Genomic DNA, 21,321 nt, shown 5'->3' with positions numbered 1-21,321 from the left:
ATGAGACGATCCGTTCTCCCGACTATCGCGCATCGCCTGGCGATCCTCTGCTACGTCGTCTTCGCGCTCTTCCCGCTCTTCTGGCTGCTGAAGGTCTCGGTGACGCCGAACGACCTGCTCTATACGGAAGGCGTGCGCATGTGGCCCTCGCGCACGACATGGGAACACTATGCTTTCGTGCTGCAGCACAGCGACTTCCCGACATTCTTCAAGAACAGCCTGATCGTCTCGGGCTCGACGGCGATTGCGGTGACCATCTGCGCTTCGCTGTCCGGCTATGCGCTCTCGCGCTTCAACTTCCGCGCCAAGTACTGGATCGTGGCGCTGATGCTGCTCACCCAGATGTTTCCGCTGGTCATGCTGGTGGCGCCGATCTTCAAGATCCTGACGCCGCTGCATCTGACAAATAGTCTCACCGGCCTCGTCGTCGTCTACACGGCCTTCAACGTGCCCTTCGCCACCTTCCTGATGCAGTCCTTCTTCGACGGCATTCCGAAGGATCTGGAAGAGGCTGCCATGATCGACGGCGCGACCCAGTTTATCGCCTTCCGGCAGATCATCCTGCCGCTGACGCTGCCCGGCATCGCCGCGACGCTCGGTTTCGTCTTCACGGCCGCCTGGAGTGAGCTGCTCTTCGCGCTCATGCTGATCAACGGCAATCAGGCCGCGACCTTCCCGGTCGGGCTTCTCACCTTCGTCTCGAAATTCTCGGTGGATTTCGGGCAGATGATGGCAGCGGGCGTCATGGCGCTCATTCCGGCCGCACTCTTCTTCCTGCTCATCCAACGCTATCTCGTGCAGGGCCTGACGGCCGGCGCGGTCAAGGGTTAGTCACATGGCATCGATCGATATCCAGAACGTCAAGAAGGCCTACGGCCATGTGCAGGTGCTGCACGACATCGATCTGAGGATCAAGGATGGGGAGTTCGTCGTCCTCGTCGGCCCATCGGGATGCGGCAAGTCGACCCTGCTCAGAATGATCGCCGGCTTGGAGGACATCAGCGGCGGCGAGATCCGTATCGCCGAGAAGCGCGTCAACGAGCTGCATCCGAAGGACCGTGACATCGCCATGGTCTTCCAGTCCTACGCGCTCTATCCGCATATGAATGTCGCCGGCAACATGAGCTACAGCCTGCGACTTCGGAAGATGGCGAAGGAGAGTATCGCGAAAGCGGTCGCGGCAGCTGCCGCGAAGCTCGGCCTCGACCCCCTGCTTGAGCGCCGCCCGAAGGCGCTTTCCGGCGGCCAGCGTCAGCGCGTCGCCATGGGACGCGCCATCGTGCGCCAGCCGAAAGCCTTCCTCTTCGACGAGCCGCTGTCGAACCTCGACGCCCGTCTGCGCGAACAGATGCGGGCCGAAATCAAGAAATTGCATGGCGACCTGAAAGCGACATCGATCTACGTCACCCACGATCAGATCGAGGCGATGACGCTGGCGGACCGGATTGTCGCCATGCATGGCGGGGTGGTCCAGCAGGTCGGGAGCCCCCTTGAGCTCTACGACCGCCCCGCCAACCTCTTCGTTGCCGGCTTCATCGGCTCACCCGGCATGAATTTTCTCGATGCGACCTATGAAACGGGCAGCATGAAGCTGAAGGACGGCACCGTCGTGCCGCTACCGGCGCCGCTAAACTTGCGGTCAGGCGTCAGGGCGACCCTCGGCATCCGGCCTGAGCATGTCGTCCTCTCTTCGGATCAGTCCGATATGGCCGCCAATGTCGAGCTTCTCGAGCCTACGGGTTTCGGCATCATCCTGCACCTTTCTCTGCATGGCCTGCCGTTCAAGGTGTTCACGCTGGATCGCAGTGCGTTGAGCGCCGGTACCCAGGTGAATGTCGCCTTTCCGCCGCAGCATCTGCACGTCTTCGATGAAGAGGGAAAAAGGGCGACCTAAGCGACGACTTTTTTCCTCGCCGGAGCCAAATCGCGCAAACCGATAGAACTTTGACGCGCGCGCGGCTATCTTCTAATGTCGCAGAAGTTTCATTCAAGTACGACACTATGCTCTTCCTTAAATAGACCAGGGAGGATGTCATGCCGCTTAACAATTACGCCGTGCTCAAAGGCAGACCCATCAACAATCGCCTGGCGACCGGCTCAAGCCCGCATTATCAGGTGCTCGTTTCGGAAAATGGAACGCTGTATCGCATCGCGGTCAATGTGCGTTCGCAGGACGGAAGCGAGGTCGAATTCCTCGTGCGGGACCGCTTTGAACATCCAATCACGGCACAGCTGGCCGAGCTGCCGGAAGGATTGCACCCGACGCCCAGCCAACCCGGTGGCGTCGCGCTCGATTTCATTCGCGGCAATCTCATGCAGCCCTGGGAACTGAAACCGCTTCCGATTTCGGCGGCAGGCCCCGACAACGATCTCAACGAAAAGATCGATAGTTACATTCAGCGCGCCATGTCGGACGAACAGGCGATGATCTATGCCTTTGGCGAGACCTGGGGACCGGAGAATAGCAAGGCGGATCAATATTTCGGCTTCAAACCCGGCCGCGGCATTCATGACATCCATTTCAATCAGGGCAATCCGGGCGGAAAATACGCCTCTCAGAACGGTCCGTGGCAGGACGGCGGCCTGATACTGGAGTTTCCTCGCGAGCAGCAATGGGTCGCGATCTTCATGAAATTCCAGACGCAGGCGTGGCATTCGGACGACACGGACGGGTCCGTCATCGTCGCGCCGAGCCGGGATCATCCGAACCTGCCGCATGCGCCGGTCGACCGTGATGCCATCCCGACCTTCGATGTACCGGACGGGCTGGTGCGCATCATCGCCGCCTATGTCAACGACGTTAAGACGCCCGAACGCGAAACCGTCACGCTGCTGAATACCGCCGATGTGCCCGTCGATCTCACCGGCTGGCAAATCAAGGACAAGCAGAAGAACGCAATGCCGCTCGCAGGTTCGATTGCTGCCGGCGCGACGCAGGTTGTCGAAATCCACCCTCCCGTTGCACTCTCAAACAAGGGCGGGATCATCACCCTGCTCAATGCGCAGGGCATCAAGGTCCACGGTGTCTCCTATACCAAGGATCAGGCAAAGCAGCCGGGACGTACCATTCCGTTCCAGGCGTGAGCACGGCTCATACGTTCTTCAGGCATTTCCCGGCGCTAGTTCCCTTCGGAGCGCCGGGGTCGCCTGCCATCAGGAAAATGGTTCGGTCGGCCCCTTGGACGGCTGGGTGAACCAACGCGGACCATCCGCCGTCATGTGGATATGGTCCTCGAGCCGGATACCGAATTTCTGCGGAAAGACGATCATCGGCTCGTTCGAGAAGCACATGCCGGCAGCAAGCGTCGTCGCATTGCCGCGCACGATATAGGGCTCCTCATGGATTTCCAGCCCGAGGCCGTGGCCGGCGCGGTGCGGCAGTCCTGGCAGCTTATAATCCGGCCCCAGGGAATATCTGGCAAGCACGGCACGAGCAGCATCATCCAGACTTGAGCAGGTTGCGCCCAGCTTTGCGGCATCGAAAACGGCCTGCTGCGCATCGCGCTCGATCGCCCAGGCCTGTTCGAAGGCGCTGTCGCCTGTCTTCAGCTTGTAGGTTCGCGTCAGGTCGGAGTGATAGCCGTCGATGCGGCAACCGGTGTCCACGAGAATGACATCGTCTTCGCCGAGCGTCTGGTCACCATTGGCGCCATGCGGGAGTGACGTTGCCTCGCCAAAGGACACGATGCAGAAAGTCGAGCCGCCATGGGCGCCCGCCTCCCGATGCCGCCGGTCGATGAATTCCACCACCTCGGAGGCGCGGATTCCCGGCTTGAGCAAGGCATGCGCTTGCTTGTGCACATCGAGCGTCAGGTTCATCGCATAGTGAATGAGCGCGATCTCAGCAGGCGATTTGATCCGGCGAAGGCTATTGATGATCGGCCCGCCGTTCGTCAGCCTTTCAGTCCCGAGCTTGGCCGCCAGAGCGTGATAGAAGAAAAGCGGCATGCTGTCGTCAAGTGCCAGAACACCGGCATCGCCGAGCAGACGTGCGATCAGCGCGGCACTGCTTTCCTCCTCCTGCCATTCGAGAATTTCGGCAGGCAGCCGCGGCAAGGTTTCGACGCGGCTGCGCTCGAAGCCGGGGACGATGTAATAAAGCTCGGTCGGCGTGACCAACGCCCCGAGGAACCGTTCGCTCGCGTGCCAGACAAGCCCGGTGAAATAGCGCAGGCTCTCGCTCGGTCCGATCAGCATGCCGGCCAGGCCTTGTGCATCGAGTAGCCGGCGAAGCCTTGAAAGGCGCTCCTGCCTTTCCTCCTGGGTGATCCGGGGTACGGGATGCTGCCACGACATGTTTTCAACTCTCCTCAATGATCCCAGGCGAATGCGCTTTGGTGCCATACACAATGATATCGACACTAGCGACCCTGTAGGCAAAATGTCGACAGATAAAATGCAGTCATTACCGGCCGCTTGCGTGGCCGGCTTTCAGCCCAGTTTGACCGCCACTGGCCTATCCATGTCACGGGCGATATAATCCTGGATCTGTCGGACGATCTGGGCGGCGTGATCGATCGCGAGCCTATCGGCCTGCTCGACATCGCCGGCTTCGATCGCGGCGATCATCTCTTCATGCTCATCGACATATTGACGCGGCAGGCGGTCATCGAAGGTGGAATAATAGAGCCGCAGGATGCGTCGCCCTTCGTCGAGCAGGCGCGTGAAAAATGTCGTGTAGTAGGGGTTGCCGGCGAGCTCGGCGATGGCGACGTGAAACTCGCGGTTCGCCTCGATCATCGCGAAGGCATCGCGCGCAAGCACGGCGTCGGCGAAATCCTTCTGATGGGCGCGAATGGTTCGCATGATGGCTGCATCGCGTCTCTGCGCCGCGCCACGCGTCGTCACCCGATACATCAGCGTGAGCGCCTCGAAATAGGTGGGAAGGCCGGCGAAATCGATCGTGGCGACGATGGTGTTCCTGTTCGGAAGCGTCGTTACCAGTCCGTCGGCGGCAAGGCGAAGCAGCGCCTCGCGCACCGGCGTCCTCGACATGCCGAAACGCTCCGAAAGCCGCACCTCGTCGAGCGGGCTTCCTGGCTCGAGAGCCATGGACAATATCTCCCGCCGCAGCGTCACATAGACGCTCTGCGTGCCGGACCCCCGCACCCGCACATTTTCCGCATCACTCTGCATTCGGATACCCCTCGCAGCCAAGGCTCCAATATTGCCTTTTCACATGCCCCGGCAAGGCCGGCCACCACTTGTTAAACTTTCATGCCACGCTTCTTGAGCTTTGTCGACAGTTTGTATATAAGACCTTCATCTCCAATGAGGATCGAACGATGACGACAGGATGGAAGGGCGTATTTCCCGCCGTAACGACGCAATTCAAGGAAGATCTTTCCGTTGATATCCCCGAAACGCAGCGCGTTCAGGACGCGCTCGTCAACGATGGCGTCAACGGCTTGATCGTCATGGGAACATGCGGCGAGAACAATTCACTCGACCCGGAGGAAAAGCGCACCATCCTCAAGGCCGCCGTCGAGGTGGTCAACGGTCGAGTGCCTGTGGTCACGGGCGTCTCCGAACTCGATACGCGCCGGGCCGTCGCCTACGCCCGCGATGCCGAGAAGCTCGGCGCCGACGGCCTGATGCTGCTGCCGGCAATGGTCTATGTGCCGAAGCCTGAAGAACTGATCGCGCATTTCCGCGCTGTTGCGCAAGCGACCTCCCTGCCGATCATGCTCTACAACAATCCGCCCGCCTACCGCGTCAACATCGGCGCCGATGTGCTGCAGGCGCTTGCCGACGTGCCGAACATCAAGGCCGTCAAGGAGAGCGCGCCGGATCCGCGCCGCTTCACGGATCTCATTAATGCTTTCGGTGATCGCTTTGATATCTTTGCAGGTTTGGACGATGTCGCGCTTGAGGGCCTGATGCTCGGCGCCAAGGGCTGGGTCTCCGGCCTGACGAGCGCCTTCCCGCAGGAATCGGTGCAACTGGTTGCCGCCGCCGAGCGTGGCGATTGGCAGGAAGCACGCAAGATCTATCGCTGGTTCATGCCGCTCCTGCATCTCGATGCCGAGCATGATCTCGTGCAGTCCATCAAGCTTGCCGAGCAGATCATGGGCCGTGGCTCGGAGCGCGTCCGTATGCCGCGCCTGCCGCTTTCCGGAGCCCGTCGCGCCGAGGTTACCGCGATGGTCGAAAAGGCAGCGGCCACCCGCCCGTCGAAGGTTCGTACCGCCGCCTGATTTTAAACGCCGGCGACCGCTGCGACAGCGGTTGCCGGCTGCCTCCCCCCTGCGGCGAAACGATCGGCCCTGTTCGATCGCTAAATTATCTGACAGCGCGGACGCCGCGGGAGTGGTTGACTGCCTCCATCGAAACCAACGGTGGAGGATCACCATGCAAAGCCCCAGCATCACAATTTCATCCGCGCGCATTCGTGTCGGCCTCAAGGTTCGGCGCACGCCCCTCTCTGCCATCGCAGCCGTTGCGCGATTGCTGATGCACAAGATGACTGAACGGCGCAATCGAAACGCACTTCTGGAGCTCTCCGACGATCAGCTGAAGGATATCGGGCTTTCGCGCGGTCAAGCGGGAAGCGACGTTCATGTTTACAGCCGCTACTAAAAAGCCGGCGCGAGATGTGTTAAGCTCGGGCAGCGGAGCCCTACGGCTCGATGGGGATTGCGGTATGTCACAAATTTCGACGGCTCTGCTGCTGAAGACGAAAACCGTCATGATCCGCGATGTCGTCTGCAATGGCGAATGCCGCCACAAGAGCGACGAGGAATGCGCTCACAAGACAAGCCTCGTCTACCCCTATCGCGGCGTCTTCAAGCGGCATGTCGGCCAGAATGACGTTGTCGCCGAGGCCAATCAGGTCATCTTCTTCAACGGCGGACAAGATTACAGGATCAGCCACCCGGTCGAGGGTGGCGATTCCTGTCTCGATCTGGCGATCGATGAGGCTGTACTCCAAGAGCTTGCGCCGAAGGAACAGGTGCAGGCCGGCGAAGGCGTCGTCTTCCGCCGCCAACGCCGTCGCGTCGACCCGCGCGCGCAGGCGCTCGTCGCCCTTCTTCGCCACGGCCTGAGCCGCAACATAGCCGAAAGCCTCGAGGGCGAGACCTTGGCACTGACCCTGGTGCGCCGATCGCTCGGCGAGCGCACATCACATGCGGCCGGCGCCAGCTTTGGCCGGCAGAAGCTTGTCGATCGGGCGAAGCTCGTCCTGTCTTCCGATCTCGCCCGGCGATGGACGCTCGCAGAGATCGCCAAGGAGGTCGGTGTCTCGCCGGTTTACCTCACGCAGGTCTTCCAGCAGGTCGAAGCCATGCCGCTCTATCGCTATCAATTGCGGCTGCGGCTGGCCCGCGCGCTCGACCTTCTTGGCCGGTACGACGACCTGACCATGCTCGGCCTCGATCTCGGCTTTTCCAGCCACAGCCATTTCAGCGCCGCCTTCAAGCAGACCTATGGCCTGACACCCGCGGAATTTCAGCGTTCCGCGCAGCTGAAACCGAAGCGCTACATCAGTCGCTAAAGATTCCGACAGCGCCGATAGGGCCAACGGTGCTCTCATGACCCTGCCCCGATCGGGGGATCATTCAGGAAAGGGTTATGAGATGAAGAGAACCACATGCGCCGCCTGCGACTGCGAATTGGGTGCAGAGACCATCAAGGTCAACCTCGGCGGCAAGTCGGTCGAGGTCTGCTGCGAGGAGTGCGCCGCCGCACTCAGGGAAGCCGATCAGTCAACCTCGGCTGCGTTGAGCAGCAAGGAATAGAGACGGGACCGAAGCGGCTCGAGCCGCGCTTTCATCGGGCCATTATCATGGAAAGAGCCGCGCCCAAGGCGCGGCTCTTTCCATGATGATTCAAAGGAAAATATAGGCACCAGGTGCGACGGACCGCAGATTTCACCCCCTACGTGTCCTCCGCAGGAAAGTTGTAAAGAATTGTTGCCACCGCGCTCCCAGCAAACTTCGTTCGCAACATTCCTTCGCCAAGAAACATTCGGAAATATCGGGACCTATTGCATTCATACGGCCTCGCTAGCCTCAGCATCAGTAAATCGTAATGAAGGTACTGATCATGAGGCAACGACACATCGTCGCAACTTTGTTGATAACAGCCATCGGCGGCATTGCCGTTTCCGCGCTCGCCGCCGAGCCGGCTGCCACACCCGACACGCAGAAGCCCCCAGGCATCGAGGCGGCGCAACCCATGCCGGGCCGCATGGCGCCGGGCGGTTGGCCCTGCCCGGGTCCGCATCCCGAAGGGCCGATGATAGCCTTCGGCGCCGGCATGCCCATGCCGCCAAACGAGCCGCCCGGCGGCTTCCATCATGGGCCGGATCCGGCTCTCGAGCTTGCGGGCAAGCTGTCGGCCATGGAAACGCTGATCGGCATTCATAGCGCCCAGCTCGATGCCTGGCGGGACTACACCAGCGCGCTGTCGGATTTTCTGGCTTTTCCGAAACATCGTCCACCCGGCCCGCCGCTCCCGGATGACGCTGCTGCGTCGCAGCCCGATCAAGACGCCGACAAGCAGAAAGAACTCTTTGGCGAACTCGTCGCCGATCACGCGCTGGATCGCGCCGCCAAGGCCACCATCCTCAAGGGCAAGGCCGTCGCCCTGCGCAACGTCCTGACCGCCGATCAACTTGCAAAGCTTGAGGATGCGGAACGATCCCTCGTTCCAGGCCCTCACGCATTCCGCTGATAGACGATCGAGGATTCGACCAGGGAACATCCGACTGCATAGTCACAACAGACCATTTCCTCTCCGCCTCCAACCGATCGAGATTCCCCCCGGACGCCCTCGTCGATTGGAAGGAGCGGCCCCTCAAAGGGCCGAATGGTCCGGGAACGCCCCGCCCGGCGTTCCCGGACCAATGACGCGTGAGCTTCATCGTCCCTTCCCGCAGAAGGAAAGCCGATTGCCTCCTCAAACGCTCCGCCTCCCGTCCGAGCCAGAACCGAGGCCGGCGCACATGATCCATGAACAGGGATAGAGATCTTGCCGATATGTTCGCCTTCAAACACAGGGTTGTCGGATATTGCTGCTGCCATCGCACTCGCCGTGACGTTGACAAGCTGTGTCGTTGGCCCGGACTACCGGACGCCTGGCCTTGCCGTGCCGTCGCACTGGGGCAGCAAGGCCGGAACCAAGCCTGCGAAGGCGCCGCAATTGTCCCAATGGTGGAAGCAGCTCAAGGACCCAACGCTCGATGCACTGATCGAGGAGGCGATAGCCGGCAATCTCGACGTCGCGACGGCCAAGGCAAAGATCCGCGAAGCGCGCGCCACCTATCGCGAGCAGAGAGGCGCTTTGCTGCCGACAGCCGAGGGAACCGCATCGGCAACCCGCACGCGCACGTCAGCCGCGGCAGGCGGCGCGACCGATGCTACCTTCTCCACGTTATATGATGGAGGTTTCGACGCCAGCTGGGAGCTCGATCTCTTCGGTGGCAACAAGCGCGCAGCCGAAGCGGCAAAATATGGCGTCGATGCAGCCGACGAGGAGTTGCGCGACACGATGCTGACCCTGATCGGCGATGTCGCTTCCTATTATGTGCAGGCACGCGAATATCAGGCGCTGCGCGATCTGGCCAAGCGCACCGCCGTCTCGCAGCGCAAGAGCGCCGCCCTCACCCATGCCGAATATCTGGCGGGCAGTGCCACCGCTGTCGACACCGCCAAGGCGGACGCTCTGGCGAGCAGCACCGAAGCCGATATTCCGGCCTACGAAATCTCCTACGCCCAAGCTGTTCATCGTCTCGGCGTACTGCTGGGTAGGCCGCCGGCGGCACTTGAGGAGAGGCTCAAGGCCAGCGCTCCCATTCCCAGCCCCAAAATGAGCGTCTCGACGGGCATTCCCGCCGATATCCTCGTCTCACGACCCGACGTCCGGCTGGCCGAACGGCAACTTGCGCAATATACGGCCAAGATCGGCAAGGCCGAGGCCAATCGCTATCCATCCATCTCGCTGACGGGCGACATCTCCTCGTCCGCCGCCAGCATCGGCGACCTCGCCAAGAGATCCTCCATCGGATGGTCGCTCGGTCCTTCGCTGACCGTGCCGATCTTCCAGGGCGGCCAGCTCAAGGCGGCGGTCGACGTCGCCAAGGCCGAGCGCGATCAATATTTCATCGCCTACCAATCAGCCGTGCTTTCGGCGATGGAAGACGTCGAGAACGCCGTCGTATCGCTCACCCAGGAGCGATTGAAATACGGTAAGCTCGTCTCCTCCAGCAGCTCCTACAACCGTGCTTCGGATTTGTCGCGTACACTCAACAAGGCTGGTGTTACCGACTTTCTCGACGTGCTCGACGCCGAACGCTCGCTCTACAGCGCCGAGGAAGCCGTCATTCAGAGTCGTGCATCGATCGCCACCGACTATATCTCGCTCAACAAGGCGCTCGGCGGCGGCTGGGACGGCGATGTCGACGTCTCCAAACCCGCGGTGGTCGATACCGACACCGGTCCACATTTGACGATGGCCAAATAATCACATGCTGAACACCCTAGACCGAGAAGCACCGGCGACCATCAATCCGAAACAAACCGCAGAAGCAGTCCCTGCGAGATCCCCCTCACGCCGAGGCTTCAAACCGATGCGGCTGGCATTTGTGATTTTGCTCCTGCTCGCCGCTATTGGCCTCATCCTCTTCTGGTACGGCTTTTTCGACCGGCAGACATCATCCGCCATTACCGCGCCGGTGACACGCGGCGATGTCGAGGAAGCCGTGCTTGCCTCCGGCACGTTCAAGCCAGTCAAGCTGGTCGCAGTCGGCGCGCAGGTCTCGGGGCGCATTACCGCGCTCGATGTGAAGCTCGGCGATGCCGTGAAGAAGGACACATTGATCGCCGAGATCGACTCGACGACGCAGAGCAACGACCTCAAAATCGCGCAGGCCTCGCTTGCCAACGTCAAGGCGCAGCGTCAGGAGAGCGAGGCCGACCTTGCCAATGCGCAGCTGACCCTCATCCGCCAGCAGACCGTCTTTCGCAACCAGGCCGGCTCCAAGGCCGATCTGGACAGCGCGGAAGCCAGCGTTAAGAAGATCACGGCGCAGATCGCCGCTCTCGATGCGCAGATCACCTCGGCGGAGGTAGCGGTGGAAACGGCGCAGGCCAACCTCTCCTATACGCGCATAACCGCGCCGATGGACGGCACCGTGCTCGCGATCGTCAATCAGCAGGGCCAGACGGTGAATGCGGCGCAATCGGCGCCGACCATCGTCATTCTCGGACAACTCGATACGATGATCGTTCGCACCGAGATATCGGAAGCCGATGTCGTCAAGGTCAAGGTCGGGCAGCCGGTCTATTTCACCATTCTCGGCGATCCCGGCACCCGCTACGACGCCATGCTGCAATCAATCGAACCGGCGCCGGAATCGATCACCAGCGACACCAGCGTCACATCCTCTTCCACCACGACATCGTCCAGCAGCAGCACGACGTCATCCTCGGCGTCTTCGGCGATCTACTACAACGGCGTCTTCGCCGTGCCGAACCACGACAATCATTTCCGCACCTATATGTCCGCCGAAGTGCACATCGTCCTCGGCCAGGCCAGGAGCGCGCTGACCATTCCATCCTCCGCGCTCGGTGCAAGGCTGGCCGACGGTTCCTACAGCGTTCAGGTCGTCGATCAAAATGGCAAGCAGAGTTCCAGAAAGGTTATGGTCGGCCTCAACAACAATGTCACGGCCGAGATCCAGTCCGGCCTGTCGGAGGGCGAGAGCGTCGTGATCGGCGAGGCCATCGCCGCGACGACGAAGAACAGCAACAATGGTGGGCCGCCGCCGATGGGGTTCTGAACCATGGCTTTTCCGATCATAGAACTGCAGGGCGTGCGCCGGGAATACCAGTCGGGCGAGCGCACCATCGCCGTATTGCAGGACATCGATCTGTCCATCGACGAAGGTGAGATGGTGGCTATCGTCGGCCCTTCCGGTTCCGGCAAATCGACATTGATGAACATTATCGGCCTGCTCGATCGCCCGACCGACGGAACCTATGCGATCGCCGGCGCGCAGACGCATCGCCTCGACAACGACGCGCTTTCCAGGCTGCGGCGAGAGCATTTCGGCTTCATCTTCCAGCGCTACCATCTGCTTTCGGAGTTGACCGCGATCGGCAATATCGAAGTGCCGGCAATCTATGCCGGGCAACCGGGCGAGGCGAGACGGGTGCGCGCGGCCGCACTTCTCGAACGCCTGGGCATGGCCGAAAGGGCAGGACATCGGCCAGGCCAGCTTTCCGGTGGCCAGCAGCAGCGCGTCTCGATAGCGCGCGCGCTGATGAACAACGGCAATGTCATTCTCGCCGACGAGCCGACCGGGGCGCTGGACCGACAAAGCGGCGAAGAGGTGCTGCGCATCCTTGGCGAGCTGCACGCAGAAGGCCATACGGTCGTCATCGTCACCCACGACATGAATGTGGCCGCCCGCGCCGATCGCATCATCGAGATCTCCGATGGCCGGATCGTTGCCGATAGGCGCACGCGGGAGGAAACTCCCCGGCTTCGCACAGCGGTCGCCGAGGCCGGTTTCGGCAAATCCAGCTGGCGCGAAATGTCTGGCCGACTGGCCGAAGCCTTTTTCATGGCGATGCTTGCACTTAGGGCCCACCGGCTGCGCACCTTCCTCACAATGCTCGGCATCATCATCGGTATCGCCTCGGTCGTCAGCGTCATCGCGCTTGGCGAGGGATCGCAGCGCAAGGTCCTGGCAAACATCAACAGCCTTGGCACGAACACGCTGGAGATTTTCCCCGGCAAAAGCTTCGGCGATATGCGGTCGGGGCGCATAAAGACCCTGGTCGTCGCGGACGCCGACGCGCTGGCGAAGCTCACTTATGTCGCAGCCGTCACACCGACTGTCTCGACGAGCAGTACCGTGCGCTTCGGCTCAACGGAAGCAAATGCGCTGATCAACGGCGTTGGTGACGCCTATTTTACGGTGAAGGGATCAAAACTGGTCGCCGGCCGTCTGTTTGACGCTGACGGTATCAGGCGCATGGCGCAGGACGCCGTGATCGATCAGAACACCGCAACGACGCTGTTTACCGACAAAGGTCTCGACCCGATCGGGCAGACGATCTTCGTCGGCAAGGTGCCTGTGCGTGTCATCGGCGTCATTGCCTCCCAACAGGGCGGCTTCGGCTCCAGCGACAATCTTTCCGTCTATCTGCCCTATACCGGCGTGCAGGCGCGCTTCCTCGGCGATATGTCGCTGCGCAGCGTCACCGTACGCGTCGTGGACGATATCGAAAGCTCAACAGCCGAAGCGGCCGTGACGCAGTTCCTGGAGCGCCGCCACGGCACCAAGGATTTCTTCATTCTCAATACCGACGATATCCGCCAGACGATCACCACCACGACCAGGACAATGACCCTCCTCGTCTCGGCGATCGCCGTCATCTCGCTGCTTGTCGGCGGCATCGGCGTCATGAACATCATGCTCGTCTCGGTATCCGAGCGTATCGCGGAGATCGGCGTGCGCATGGCCGTCGGTGCAAGGCGCCAGGACATCCTGCAGCAGTTCCTGATCGAGGCCGTGCTGGTCTGCCTCCTCGGCGGCGCTTTCGGCATTGCCACAGCGCTCGGCTTCGGCGCCGCCTTCAATCATTTCGCGTCCAATTTCACATTGGTTTTTTCGGCGAGCTCGATCCTTCTCGCCTTCACGTGTTCGTGCGCCATCGGCCTCACCTTTGGATATCTGCCGGCACGCAACGCCTCGCGGCTCGATCCGGTCGCAGCGCTTTCAAGAGACTGATTATCAAGGGAAATTTTAGGGGTGCCCTCGGAGATAATCCGGCTTCGCCATTCGTGTTGGGGGCGTCATGGCGAAGCCGGTATGCGGGGCGATCAAAGCCTGCTCGAGCCAGGCTTGTGATCGACTGTGATACTACATCAGTCCGCGGCTCGAACATTTCTGAATGTTTCTGAAAGGAGGCATTTTCGAGAAATTTAGTGTCTCGGCTTTGCCAAAGGGCCGGCTTTATTTGGTAAGTTCTGTAACCTTATTATAATACTATCGTCCATTGAAACTTCCGAAAGTCTTACGCAAGTAAATCTTGTTTTTCTGCGAAACGCCAGTCGCAATTCGGCACTCGGTTCGAAAATGCGACCGAGTTGTGCCCACCGCGAAAACTTGGGCGAACGGACATGGCTTAATTCGCGGATTTACCGTCGGCGCTCTTAAATGAAACTACCTGCTCAAGCCCCGTAGGCTGCCGGTTTCGCACGGTGATTTCGCCGTCGAAGCGGGTGACGATCTCATGGGCAATGGCCATGCCGAGACCGGCGCCGGGAAAGGATCTTTGTCTTGCTATGTCGATGCGGAAGAAAGGCTCGAACACCTGATTGAGCCGCTCCTCGGGGATGCCGGGACCGGTATCGATAATTCTGACCACCGCCTTGTTGCCGAGATGCGTCACGGTGACCGTTGCCGATTGGCCATGCGTGGCGGCATTGATGAGCAGATTCCGCAATGCCCTGGTGACCGCCAGCGGCCCCGCAGAGATCAGCGCAGGTTCCAGCTCGCCGCTTTTGACATTCATGTGGATCGCCTGAAGCTCCTCGACGATTTCCTCTACGGCCGTATCGAGCCTAACGCGCTCCAGGCTGTCCTTGGAAATCTCTTCCCTCACCAGGCCAATCGCGCTGTCGGCGATCCTGTCGAGCTCCTCGAGATCGGCGAGCCATTTGCGCCGCTCTTCATCGTCCTGGATGAACTCCGCCCGCAGACGCATCCGCGTCATCGGCGTCCTCAGATCATGCCCGGCAGCCGCCACGAGCCGCATCCGGCTTTCCGTGGAGGCCTTCACTCGGGCCGACAGGCCGTTGAGCGCCTGTGCGGTGACCCGAATTTCACCCGGACCGGTTTCCGGTATATGTGGGAGCGTGCCATCCGGGTTGACTTCGGCCACGGCCCGCTCCAGCAGGCGAAGCGGTTTCATGATCTTCGAAGCCGCGAAGATGGAAACCAGCACGCTGCCGATGATGATAAGGCCGAGCCATCCGACAAGAATCTTCCAGCCTCCCGGCGGTGGACCATGTTGCGGCATCGGCGTGACGAGCCAGCTGCCGTCGGAGAGCTTCAGCGACGCAATCATCTCGCCGGTCGATTGGCGCGATATGATCGCCTCGCGCATGCTGGAAATCCGAAGCAGCGCCTCGACCAGAAAGCGGGACAATTCTTCATCGCGCGGACCGTCGGCAGGCTTGGGAGCGACAATCAACCCCGCCGCGGCAGCCATGGCCCGGTCCTTCTCGGCAAAGGCGGCCAGAACGGCGAGTTGCCGTGCCTCCGGCTCGATCATCATGTCCGGCCTGGGTCCCCGCATGACAAGGCTTGCCACGAAAGACGATGAAATGACGACCAGAACGATAGCCGTCAGCAGGAGCAGCGCCAGACGCGCACCGAGGGATTTCATGGATCGCCCTTGACCGCCGTCACCGGTACGACGAGCTGATAGCCGCCATTGCGGACCGTTCGGAAGACCGGCTCCTCAGCGGTTTCGCCGAGCTTCCGGCGCAGCCGGCTCATCAGGACATCGATCGAGCGGTCGGCGGGATCGCGATCACGCCCCTGCGTCAGGTCGAGCAGCTGATCACGCGACAAAAGCCGCCCCGCCCGCTCGAGGAAGGTCTTGAGCAGATCGAATTCGGCGCCGGTCAGCGGGATCACTTCGCCATTCTCCCTGGTCACCCGGCGGAGCTGCGGATCAAGGGTCATATCAGCGAAAAGATACCGCCTTTGTTCAGGCTCGGAAGACATGTCCTCGTTGGTACGACGCAACACGGCACGAATGCGGGCAGCCAGCTCACGCGGATTGAACGGCTTGCCGAGATAATCGTCAGCGCCGATCTCGAGGCCGAGAATCCGGTCTATATCTTCCTTTAAGGCCGTCAGCAGAATGACCGGAACGCGCGGGCGCCTGTTGCGCAGGTCGCGGCAGAGATCGAGACCTGATCCGTCCGGCAGCATGACATCCAGAACAAGCAGATCGGGGGAGCGCCGATTGAGGGAATCATTGCAGCCGCGGAGGTCGCTTGCCGTCGACACGCGAAAACCCTGCTCCTCGAGATACCGGCTCAGCAGCGAGCGAATCTCGTGGTCGTCATCGACGATTAAAATATCCGGTGCGGCGATAACAGTCATGGGCTTCATTCCGTTTCTCAACTCTTATACGAACTATCAACTCCATGAAAAGACGGGTTTTGCGGCGCCAATACGGAATTTCTCGCGCCGGAAATGTTGGTTTACAAAATTCCCGACAATAGAAATGTTCAGCAACAAAATCGCATTCATGACGGGGGAAAACGCCTCCGGTGAGATCATCCGCACAGCATATCACGGTTCGGAAAAGTACGATCGGCCGATAGTCACGGCAATGCGCGCTGGATCGGCGGGATCCTGGGCTCAAGGCATCACGCCGCGCGCAGCCATTCGACACTCCAGGCCGAAAGCCGCCCTTCGATGGCGCCGCTGTCCATCATGATCCGAATTTCGATAGGCGCACGCGGATTGGTGACTTCGACGGGCACTGCCGCTTCGAAAGAGGCGGTACCCTGCGGGCAGACGCGCAGCTTGCCAAGCAATTCCGCAGCATGAACTTCCACGGTGAAAATCTGGCCGTGGCAATCCTCGTCGACGTCGAAGAAGAATTTGGCGTTCCAGCGGCCGGTCGGCAGATGAAGCTAGGGGGGCCACAGATCAGGCAACGCGCGCGCCCGGTCGCGACCAACGGCGAACCGGTCGGATCGCTATCTGCTAGCCGAAGAGCATGGGATCGAACGATTTCAGGAAACGGTTGGCGACCATCTCGATCGCACGCGCACCGAACTTGCGAAGCGCCGAACTGCGCATGAATAAGGCCTTCAACGAGAACAGTCGCAGCGGCCTTCGAAATAGTCGAAGGGCGCACCCGTCAAGGTGCGCCCTGCTATCAAACTATGAAAAAAGTTGAAGGTGGAACCTGCAATGCAGCGGCTATTCGCCGAAGTTTTGCCGGATCAGCCTCAGCGCCAGCCTCTATTTCGACAATTTCCTCGCTCGTAAGCCCACAGGTTTCGGAGAGATCACCGATCGTGTAACCGATGGTTTCGCGAGACTGTCGAACGGCATCGGCGATTTCTTGATGGGGAACTGTAGAAGCCTTTGAACTATCGAGATTGTTCGGAGTAATGGACATGAAATTTCTCCTTCCAAAGTCCGCCGGCAAATCAAGTGCCGGGTGAAGGCGGCTGTTGCAGCCAAGCAGCATCTCGGCCTAAACACGCGGCCGAATGCTCGCTCAATATAGGCATCAATGCGGCACTGGCAAGCGTGGAAGCGCATAGCTGCCAATCCCACAGATCTCGGCTCGTCTGACGCCCTGGAAGGATGATCGGGAGCGTCACACGCTGTGGTCACAGCCCGACCGGGTATACAGCCGATCGACTGGCAATCCTCGCCGCTGCCGAGGTCCGTTCCGGCGGGCAAATTTGCCGAGGAGGTGACCTACCCCAGCGCCTGGCTGGCCAAACCGTAGGTCAGCGGCTTTCCATCGGCAGGCGGACGCCCGTCCCCGTGCAGCCAGACCTGTCGCAGCGACATGCTCGTGACGGTGTCGTGGATCGCAAGTCCGGATCGCATGAGAAATTGCGGGAATGGACCGGTCTGCTGGCGGGTATCGAGGCGCAGGAAGCCGCCGGCGCGTTCGGCGACATACGGTCGAACAACGGCAATCGCCTCTTCGTCGCCCATCGCCACCACGGGGCCGATCACATGGCCGCGCCCGAAGCGGCGACAGAGCGCAAAGGCCACCATATTGTCACCCTGGACAAGCGCCAATCCCTCCGAGATGGCGATGAGACGTTGCAACAGGAGCGTGCGGTCCGCGCCATAGGCGGCCAGATCCAATGCAGCGACCTCTGCCAGGTCGGCCTCGACGATCGGGCGCAGTCGCGTGCCCGGCGGCAAAAGCTCGGCAGGCGGCGCGATTGCCTCGCCTTGGCACTGGTAGACGACCTGCTCGGCATTAAAGCCGAGAGACTGATAGAGCCGCTTGGAGGAGCGGGTCGCGTTCAGTCCAAGTGGGCGCGAGCCGGTCTGCGCGATGATATGATCCATCATCCAGCGCCCCGTTCCCAGCGCCTGCAAACGCGGCGAGGTGATCACCATGCCGATGGTGGCGAAATACGGCCCGAAGTCGAAAAGCATGGCGGAGCCGAGCACACGACCGATCGAATCATGCGCCACGATCCCTTGACCCAGCTCGCGGACGATCTGCCAATCCTCCGCTCGATGCGGCCAGCTTACCGACAGCGACAGAGCATGCAGGGCATCGACATCGGCCTTTGCGATATCCCCCATGGTCAGCTCAAACGATTCCAGTTGGATCGAACTGGAATTAGTCATGACACTCCCCCATTCTCGCAGGCACATTAGAGGTGATCCGAATTGCTGCCGGGCTCGGTTTGAATTCACAATTTGCAGGCAACACTGCCTGTATCGGTTGTAGCGTCGCTTACGCAACAGAATGCGCTTGAGAGCCCCACAAATACGGAAGATTCCACCAAAGCTGCAACACTTTCAGCAGCCGGTGACATTGCGGCATATTATGTTGATGAAAGCCATCTTGGCGGCGTGGCTACGGGCAAATCAGGATATTCCAGTGATTGAAATGACTCCGGATCAGATTCTTGAACGGCTGGTGGCCTTTCCATCCGTCGTCGGCACGCCGAACCAGGCGATCGTCGGCTGGATTGCGGACTATCTCGAGCAGGCCGGCGCGCGCGTCACCCTGCTCGCCGGGCCGGAAGGTGATCGCTCCAATCTGTTCGCCACTGTCGGCCCGGCCGATCAGCCGGGCTATCTGCTTTCCGGCCACATGGATGTCGTGCCCGCGGGCGAGCCAGGCTGGACGAGCGATCCATTTTCGCTGCAGCGCGACGGCGAAAGGCTGACGGGACGCGGTACCAGCGACATGAAGGGCTTTCTCGCCTGTGCGGTCGCCGCGCTGCCGGCAATCGCACGGCGACCGCTCGAGCGCCCCCTGCATCTGGCGTTTTCCTATGATGAGGAGGCCGGATGCCGCGGCGTGCCGCACATGATCGCCAGGCTTCCCGATCTCTGCGCTCCGCCGTTGGGATGCATCATCGGCGAGCCGAGCGGCATGCGCGCCATTCGTGCCCACAAGGGCAAGGCGGCAGCCAGAGCCGCGATCGGCGGCCGCGCCGGTCATTCCTCGCGCCCCGATCTCGGCCTTAATGCCATCCACGCGATGGCAGAAATTCTCGACCAAGCCGTCACGACCGCCAGGCGTCTGACAAAGGGACCGTTCGACGAAAATTTCGAACCGCCCTATTCCTCCTTGCAGGTCGGCACCATCCACGGCGGGCAGGCCGTCAACGTCATTCCTGATCAATGCACGATCGAGCTGGAGGCCCGCGCTATCGAAAGTGTCGACCCGGTCGGTCTGCTCGCCGAAGTCGAAGCTTGTCTTACCACTTTGACGGATCGCGGCTTTACCGCCGGTTGGGAGGTGCTCAGCAGCTATCCCGCACTATCGCTGGCCGCCGATGCACCTCTGGCCGGGCTGATGGAAGAGCTGACCGGACAGACGCCACTTGCCGCCGTCAGCTACGGCACGGAGGCCGGCCTCTATCAGGCCGCAGGCATGCCTGCCATTATTTGCGGCCCGGGCGACATCGGCCGCGCGCATAAGGCCAATGAGTTCATCGAACTCGCTGAGCTCACGGCCTGCGTGCGGATGATCGAAGCGCTCGGGAATCGTCTGGTTCTGTAGGCCATCACGATTGCATTGCAAGACCGCAAAAATCCGCATCGTTATGCGGTCACGCGACCCTATTTCGATGCATCCTGCCGTGAAGGGCACGGCAAGCTGGCTCAAGCAAACCCGAAGGAAAGCCATGGCCTTCTTATTCAATTCCGATGCCGAACGGGCCAAAATCTTCAAGGCCGCTTTCGCGCGCGAGCTGCCGGGCCTTCCTTTCATCACGGATGCTGAAAGCATCGACCCGGACGCTATCAAATATCTGATCACCTGGACTGCACCCGCCGACCTTGACCGTTATCGCAATCTGGAAATCCTGTTTTCCATCGGCGCCGGCGTCGACCAGTTCTCCCTTTCGGCCCTGCCCGAAAAGGTCAAGCTCGTGCGCATGGTCGAAGACGGCATCACCCGGATGATGCAGGAGTATGTGACGCTCGGGGTGCTCGCTATACATCGCGATCTTCCAGGCTATATCGAACAGCAGAGAGCGCAGAAATGGGCCGCCCGGCCCGTGCGCCAGGCGTCCGACCGGCGTGTCGGCGTGCTTGGCCTCGGCAATCTCGGTCTTGCCGTTCTTGAGCGCCTGTGCCCCTTCGGCTTCCCGCTTCGCGGCTGGAGCCGCTCTCCACGCAGTATCGAAGGGGTCACCTGCTATCACGGGGCCGATCAGTTGCCGGAGTTCCTGGCAGGCACCGATATCCTTGTCTGCCTTCTGCCGCTGACACCCGAAACGCAAGGCATCCTTAACGCCGATCTCTTTGCTGCCCTGCCGCCGGGGGCGGGCCTCGTGCACGCCGGTCGCGGCCCGCAACTCGATGCCGCAGCCCTGATCCGCGCGCTCGACGACGGTCATCTCTGCGGCGCTATCCTGGATGTCACCGACCCCGAACCGCTGCCGGCCGGGCATCCACTCTGGCATCACCCCAGGATCGTTCTGACGCCGCATGTCGCCAGCGTCACGCAGCCCGAGACTGCCGCAAATGCCGTCATCACCAACATCCGCCGCCACGAGAGCGGGCTAGAGCCCATCGGCCTCGTCGACCGCAGCCGCGGCTACTGATTACCCCTGAAAGGAACCGCATGTCCCTGCTGAAAGCCATCGATCCGACACCGACATTCGAGCCGAAGCAATCCAAGGCCCTCCCCGAGCGGCTGATTTCGGGCGATCCGTCCTTCAAGACCTGGGCGCAGGACAGCGCCCGCGACGGAACGGTCAATACCGGCATATGGGAAGCGACGCCGGGTGAGACCCGCTCGATCAAGGGAGAGACTTTCGAATTCTGCCATATCCTGCAGGGCGTTATCGAACTGACCGAGGACGGCGGCGCGCCGGTTACCTACCGCGCCGGTGACAGCTTCGTCATGAAACCGGGCTTCAAAGGCGTCTGGCGGACGATCGAGACCGTCCGCAAAATCTATGTCACCGTGACCGGATGACACGCGTTGCGGATCTTCCCGTTCTTGAAGCCGAACCAACCGTGCAGCTTCGCTGCGTGGCGCACTTTCAGGCACCAAATCTTGCGCTGAAACATCGGGGACAAACGGGATATTCCGTCGCGACATCGCGGAC

21 protein-coding genes are annotated in these 21,321 nt (G+C 61.0%); 14 read left to right on the top strand and 7 right to left on the bottom strand.

What is annotated here, in order from left to right:
- The 3 genes from AB8B29_RS23250 to AB8B29_RS23240 all read left to right on the top strand — a co-directional run bounded on the left by AB8B29_RS23250 (position 1) and on the right by AB8B29_RS23240 (position 3,084).
- Entirely contained in the window at positions 1–831 is an 831-nt protein-coding gene (locus tag AB8B29_RS23250; RefSeq protein ID WP_034510592.1) for a carbohydrate ABC transporter permease, read from the top strand.
- 4 nt (positions 832–835) lie between these two features.
- Positions 836–1,894, top strand: coding sequence for an ABC transporter ATP-binding protein (locus tag AB8B29_RS23245; protein WP_037197488.1), 1,059 nt, complete (start codon positions 836–838; stop codon positions 1,892–1,894).
- Positions 1,895–2,034: 140 nt separating this feature from the next.
- The gene (locus AB8B29_RS23240; protein WP_037197486.1) at positions 2,035–3,084 is read left to right on the top strand and encodes a DUF2278 family protein; all 1,050 of its coding nucleotides are present in this window, start codon (positions 2,035–2,037) and stop codon (positions 3,082–3,084) included.
- Positions 3,085–3,153: 69 nt separating this feature from the next.
- Here AB8B29_RS23240 and AB8B29_RS23235 read toward each other — a convergent pair whose 3' ends face one another.
- Entirely contained in the window at positions 3,154–4,296 is a 1,143-nt protein-coding gene (locus tag AB8B29_RS23235; protein ID WP_037197485.1) for a M24 family metallopeptidase, read from the bottom strand.
- Positions 4,297–4,431: 135 nt separating this feature from the next.
- The gene (locus AB8B29_RS23230; RefSeq protein ID WP_112442654.1) at positions 4,432–5,136 is read right to left on the bottom strand and encodes a GntR family transcriptional regulator; all 705 of its coding nucleotides are present in this window, start codon (positions 5,134–5,136) and stop codon (positions 4,432–4,434) included.
- A gap of 149 nt (positions 5,137–5,285) precedes the next feature.
- Here AB8B29_RS23230 and AB8B29_RS23225 point away from each other — a divergent pair, with 149 nt between their 5' ends.
- The 8 genes from AB8B29_RS23225 to AB8B29_RS23190 all read left to right on the top strand — a co-directional run bounded on the left by AB8B29_RS23225 (position 5,286) and on the right by AB8B29_RS23190 (position 13,741).
- The gene (locus AB8B29_RS23225) at positions 5,286–6,197 is read left to right on the top strand and encodes a dihydrodipicolinate synthase family protein (protein WP_037197482.1); all 912 of its coding nucleotides are present in this window, start codon (positions 5,286–5,288) and stop codon (positions 6,195–6,197) included.
- A 154-nt stretch (positions 6,198–6,351) separates the two neighbouring features.
- Entirely contained in the window at positions 6,352–6,579 is a 228-nt protein-coding gene (locus tag AB8B29_RS23220; RefSeq protein ID WP_047640678.1) for a DUF1127 domain-containing protein, read from the top strand.
- Between the two features lie 64 nt (positions 6,580–6,643).
- Positions 6,644–7,495, top strand: coding sequence for a helix-turn-helix transcriptional regulator (locus AB8B29_RS23215; protein WP_037197480.1), 852 nt, complete (start codon positions 6,644–6,646; stop codon positions 7,493–7,495).
- Positions 7,496–7,577: 82 nt separating this feature from the next.
- Positions 7,578–7,739 (top strand): hypothetical protein, encoded by a 162-nt coding sequence (locus AB8B29_RS23210; RefSeq protein WP_167669603.1) that lies wholly within the window; start codon positions 7,578–7,580, stop codon positions 7,737–7,739.
- Between the two features lie 307 nt (positions 7,740–8,046).
- Positions 8,047–8,676, top strand: a complete 630-nt coding sequence (locus AB8B29_RS23205) for a hypothetical protein (protein WP_113119418.1) — start codon at positions 8,047–8,049, stop codon at positions 8,674–8,676.
- Between the two features lie 297 nt (positions 8,677–8,973).
- Positions 8,974–10,464 (top strand): efflux transporter outer membrane subunit, encoded by a 1,491-nt coding sequence (locus tag AB8B29_RS23200; protein WP_112442656.1) that lies wholly within the window; start codon positions 8,974–8,976, stop codon positions 10,462–10,464.
- A 106-nt stretch (positions 10,465–10,570) separates the two neighbouring features.
- On the top strand, positions 10,571–11,782 hold the full coding sequence (locus AB8B29_RS23195) for an efflux RND transporter periplasmic adaptor subunit (protein WP_113119406.1): 1,212 nt from the start codon (positions 10,571–10,573) through the stop codon (positions 11,780–11,782).
- Between the two features lie 3 nt (positions 11,783–11,785).
- Entirely contained in the window at positions 11,786–13,741 is a 1,956-nt protein-coding gene (locus tag AB8B29_RS23190) for a MacB family efflux pump subunit (protein ID WP_113119407.1), read from the top strand.
- A gap of 397 nt (positions 13,742–14,138) precedes the next feature.
- Here the strand turns inward: AB8B29_RS23190 and AB8B29_RS23185 are convergent, their stop codons facing one another.
- The 5 genes from AB8B29_RS23185 to AB8B29_RS23165 all read right to left on the bottom strand — a co-directional run bounded on the left by AB8B29_RS23185 (position 14,139) and on the right by AB8B29_RS23165 (position 18,373).
- The gene (locus tag AB8B29_RS23185; protein WP_037197476.1) at positions 14,139–15,404 is read right to left on the bottom strand and encodes a sensor histidine kinase; all 1,266 of its coding nucleotides are present in this window, start codon (positions 15,402–15,404) and stop codon (positions 14,139–14,141) included.
- On the bottom strand, positions 15,401–16,132 hold the full coding sequence (locus AB8B29_RS23180; protein WP_037197569.1) for a response regulator: 732 nt from the start codon (positions 16,130–16,132) through the stop codon (positions 15,401–15,403). The genes AB8B29_RS23185 and AB8B29_RS23180 overlap by 4 nt, the downstream gene beginning before the upstream one ends.
- A 269-nt stretch (positions 16,133–16,401) precedes the next feature.
- Complete coding sequence (locus AB8B29_RS23175) at positions 16,402–16,593, bottom strand: hypothetical protein (protein WP_439006723.1); 192 nt, start codon at positions 16,591–16,593, stop codon at positions 16,402–16,404.
- A gap of 326 nt (positions 16,594–16,919) precedes the next feature.
- Positions 16,920–17,165 (bottom strand): helix-turn-helix domain-containing protein, encoded by a 246-nt coding sequence (locus AB8B29_RS23170; protein ID WP_080760624.1) that lies wholly within the window; start codon positions 17,163–17,165, stop codon positions 16,920–16,922.
- Positions 17,166–17,473: 308 nt separating this feature from the next.
- A complete protein-coding gene (locus AB8B29_RS23165) occupies positions 17,474–18,373 on the bottom strand; it encodes a GNAT family N-acetyltransferase (RefSeq protein ID WP_113119408.1) in 900 nt (299 codons plus the stop codon).
- 265 nt (positions 18,374–18,638) lie between these two features.
- Between AB8B29_RS23165 and argE the strand changes: the two genes are divergently transcribed.
- The 3 genes from argE to AB8B29_RS23150 all read left to right on the top strand — a co-directional run bounded on the left by argE (position 18,639) and on the right by AB8B29_RS23150 (position 21,188).
- Positions 18,639–19,763, top strand: a complete 1,125-nt coding sequence (gene argE / locus AB8B29_RS23160; protein ID WP_439006914.1) for an acetylornithine deacetylase — start codon at positions 18,639–18,641, stop codon at positions 19,761–19,763.
- Positions 19,764–19,887: 124 nt separating this feature from the next.
- Positions 19,888–20,811: a 2-hydroxyacid dehydrogenase gene (locus tag AB8B29_RS23155; RefSeq protein ID WP_037197473.1), complete on the top strand. Its 924-nt coding sequence runs from the start codon at positions 19,888–19,890 to the stop codon at positions 20,809–20,811.
- Positions 20,812–20,831: 20 nt separating this feature from the next.
- Positions 20,832–21,188 carry a cupin domain-containing protein gene (locus AB8B29_RS23150; protein WP_037197472.1) on the top strand — a complete coding sequence of 119 codons (357 nt, stop codon included), beginning with the start codon at positions 20,832–20,834 and terminating at the stop codon, positions 21,186–21,188.
- Positions 21,189–21,321 lie beyond the last annotated feature (133 nt).

The organism is Rhizobium sp. 11_C7_N12_5, from assembly GCF_051811145.1.
GTDB classification, from domain to species: domain Bacteria; phylum Pseudomonadota; class Alphaproteobacteria; order Rhizobiales; family Rhizobiaceae; genus Rhizobium; species Rhizobium lusitanum.
The sequence above is the reverse complement of the archived record's forward strand: the minus strand, read 5'-3'. Positions and strand labels throughout refer to the sequence as shown.

Excerpts from the sequence above, each read along its gene's own strand:
- AB8B29_RS23250 (WP_034510592.1), top strand. The coding sequence starts at position 1 with ATGAGACGATCCGTTCTCCCGACTATCGCGCATCGCCTGGCGATCCTC.
- AB8B29_RS23245 (WP_037197488.1), top strand. The coding sequence starts at position 836 with ATGGCATCGATCGATATCCAGAACGTCAAGAAGGCCTACGGCCATGTG.
- AB8B29_RS23240 (WP_037197486.1), top strand. The coding sequence starts at position 2,035 with ATGCCGCTTAACAATTACGCCGTGCTCAAAGGCAGACCCATCAACAAT.
- AB8B29_RS23235 (WP_037197485.1), bottom strand. The coding sequence starts at position 4,296 with ATGTCGTGGCAGCATCCCGTACCCCGGATCACCCAGGAGGAAAGGCAG.
- AB8B29_RS23230 (WP_112442654.1), bottom strand. The coding sequence starts at position 5,136 with ATGCAGAGTGATGCGGAAAATGTGCGGGTGCGGGGGTCCGGCACGCAG.
- AB8B29_RS23225 (WP_037197482.1), top strand. The coding sequence starts at position 5,286 with ATGACGACAGGATGGAAGGGCGTATTTCCCGCCGTAACGACGCAATTC.
- AB8B29_RS23220 (WP_047640678.1), top strand. The coding sequence starts at position 6,352 with ATGCAAAGCCCCAGCATCACAATTTCATCCGCGCGCATTCGTGTCGGC.
- AB8B29_RS23215 (WP_037197480.1), top strand. The coding sequence starts at position 6,644 with ATGTCACAAATTTCGACGGCTCTGCTGCTGAAGACGAAAACCGTCATG.
- AB8B29_RS23210 (WP_167669603.1), top strand. The coding sequence starts at position 7,578 with ATGAAGAGAACCACATGCGCCGCCTGCGACTGCGAATTGGGTGCAGAG.
- AB8B29_RS23205 (WP_113119418.1), top strand. The coding sequence starts at position 8,047 with ATGAGGCAACGACACATCGTCGCAACTTTGTTGATAACAGCCATCGGC.
- AB8B29_RS23195 (WP_113119406.1), top strand. The coding sequence starts at position 10,571 with ATGCGGCTGGCATTTGTGATTTTGCTCCTGCTCGCCGCTATTGGCCTC.
- AB8B29_RS23190 (WP_113119407.1), top strand. The coding sequence starts at position 11,786 with ATGGCTTTTCCGATCATAGAACTGCAGGGCGTGCGCCGGGAATACCAG.
- AB8B29_RS23185 (WP_037197476.1), bottom strand. The coding sequence starts at position 15,404 with ATGAAATCCCTCGGTGCGCGTCTGGCGCTGCTCCTGCTGACGGCTATC.
- AB8B29_RS23180 (WP_037197569.1), bottom strand. The coding sequence starts at position 16,132 with ATGACTGTTATCGCCGCACCGGATATTTTAATCGTCGATGACGACCAC.
- AB8B29_RS23170 (WP_080760624.1), bottom strand. The coding sequence starts at position 17,165 with ATGTCCATTACTCCGAACAATCTCGATAGTTCAAAGGCTTCTACAGTT.
- AB8B29_RS23165 (WP_113119408.1), bottom strand. The coding sequence starts at position 18,373 with ATGACTAATTCCAGTTCGATCCAACTGGAATCGTTTGAGCTGACCATG.
- argE (WP_439006914.1), top strand. The coding sequence starts at position 18,639 with ATGACTCCGGATCAGATTCTTGAACGGCTGGTGGCCTTTCCATCCGTC.
- AB8B29_RS23155 (WP_037197473.1), top strand. The coding sequence starts at position 19,888 with ATGGCCTTCTTATTCAATTCCGATGCCGAACGGGCCAAAATCTTCAAG.
- AB8B29_RS23150 (WP_037197472.1), top strand. The coding sequence starts at position 20,832 with ATGTCCCTGCTGAAAGCCATCGATCCGACACCGACATTCGAGCCGAAG.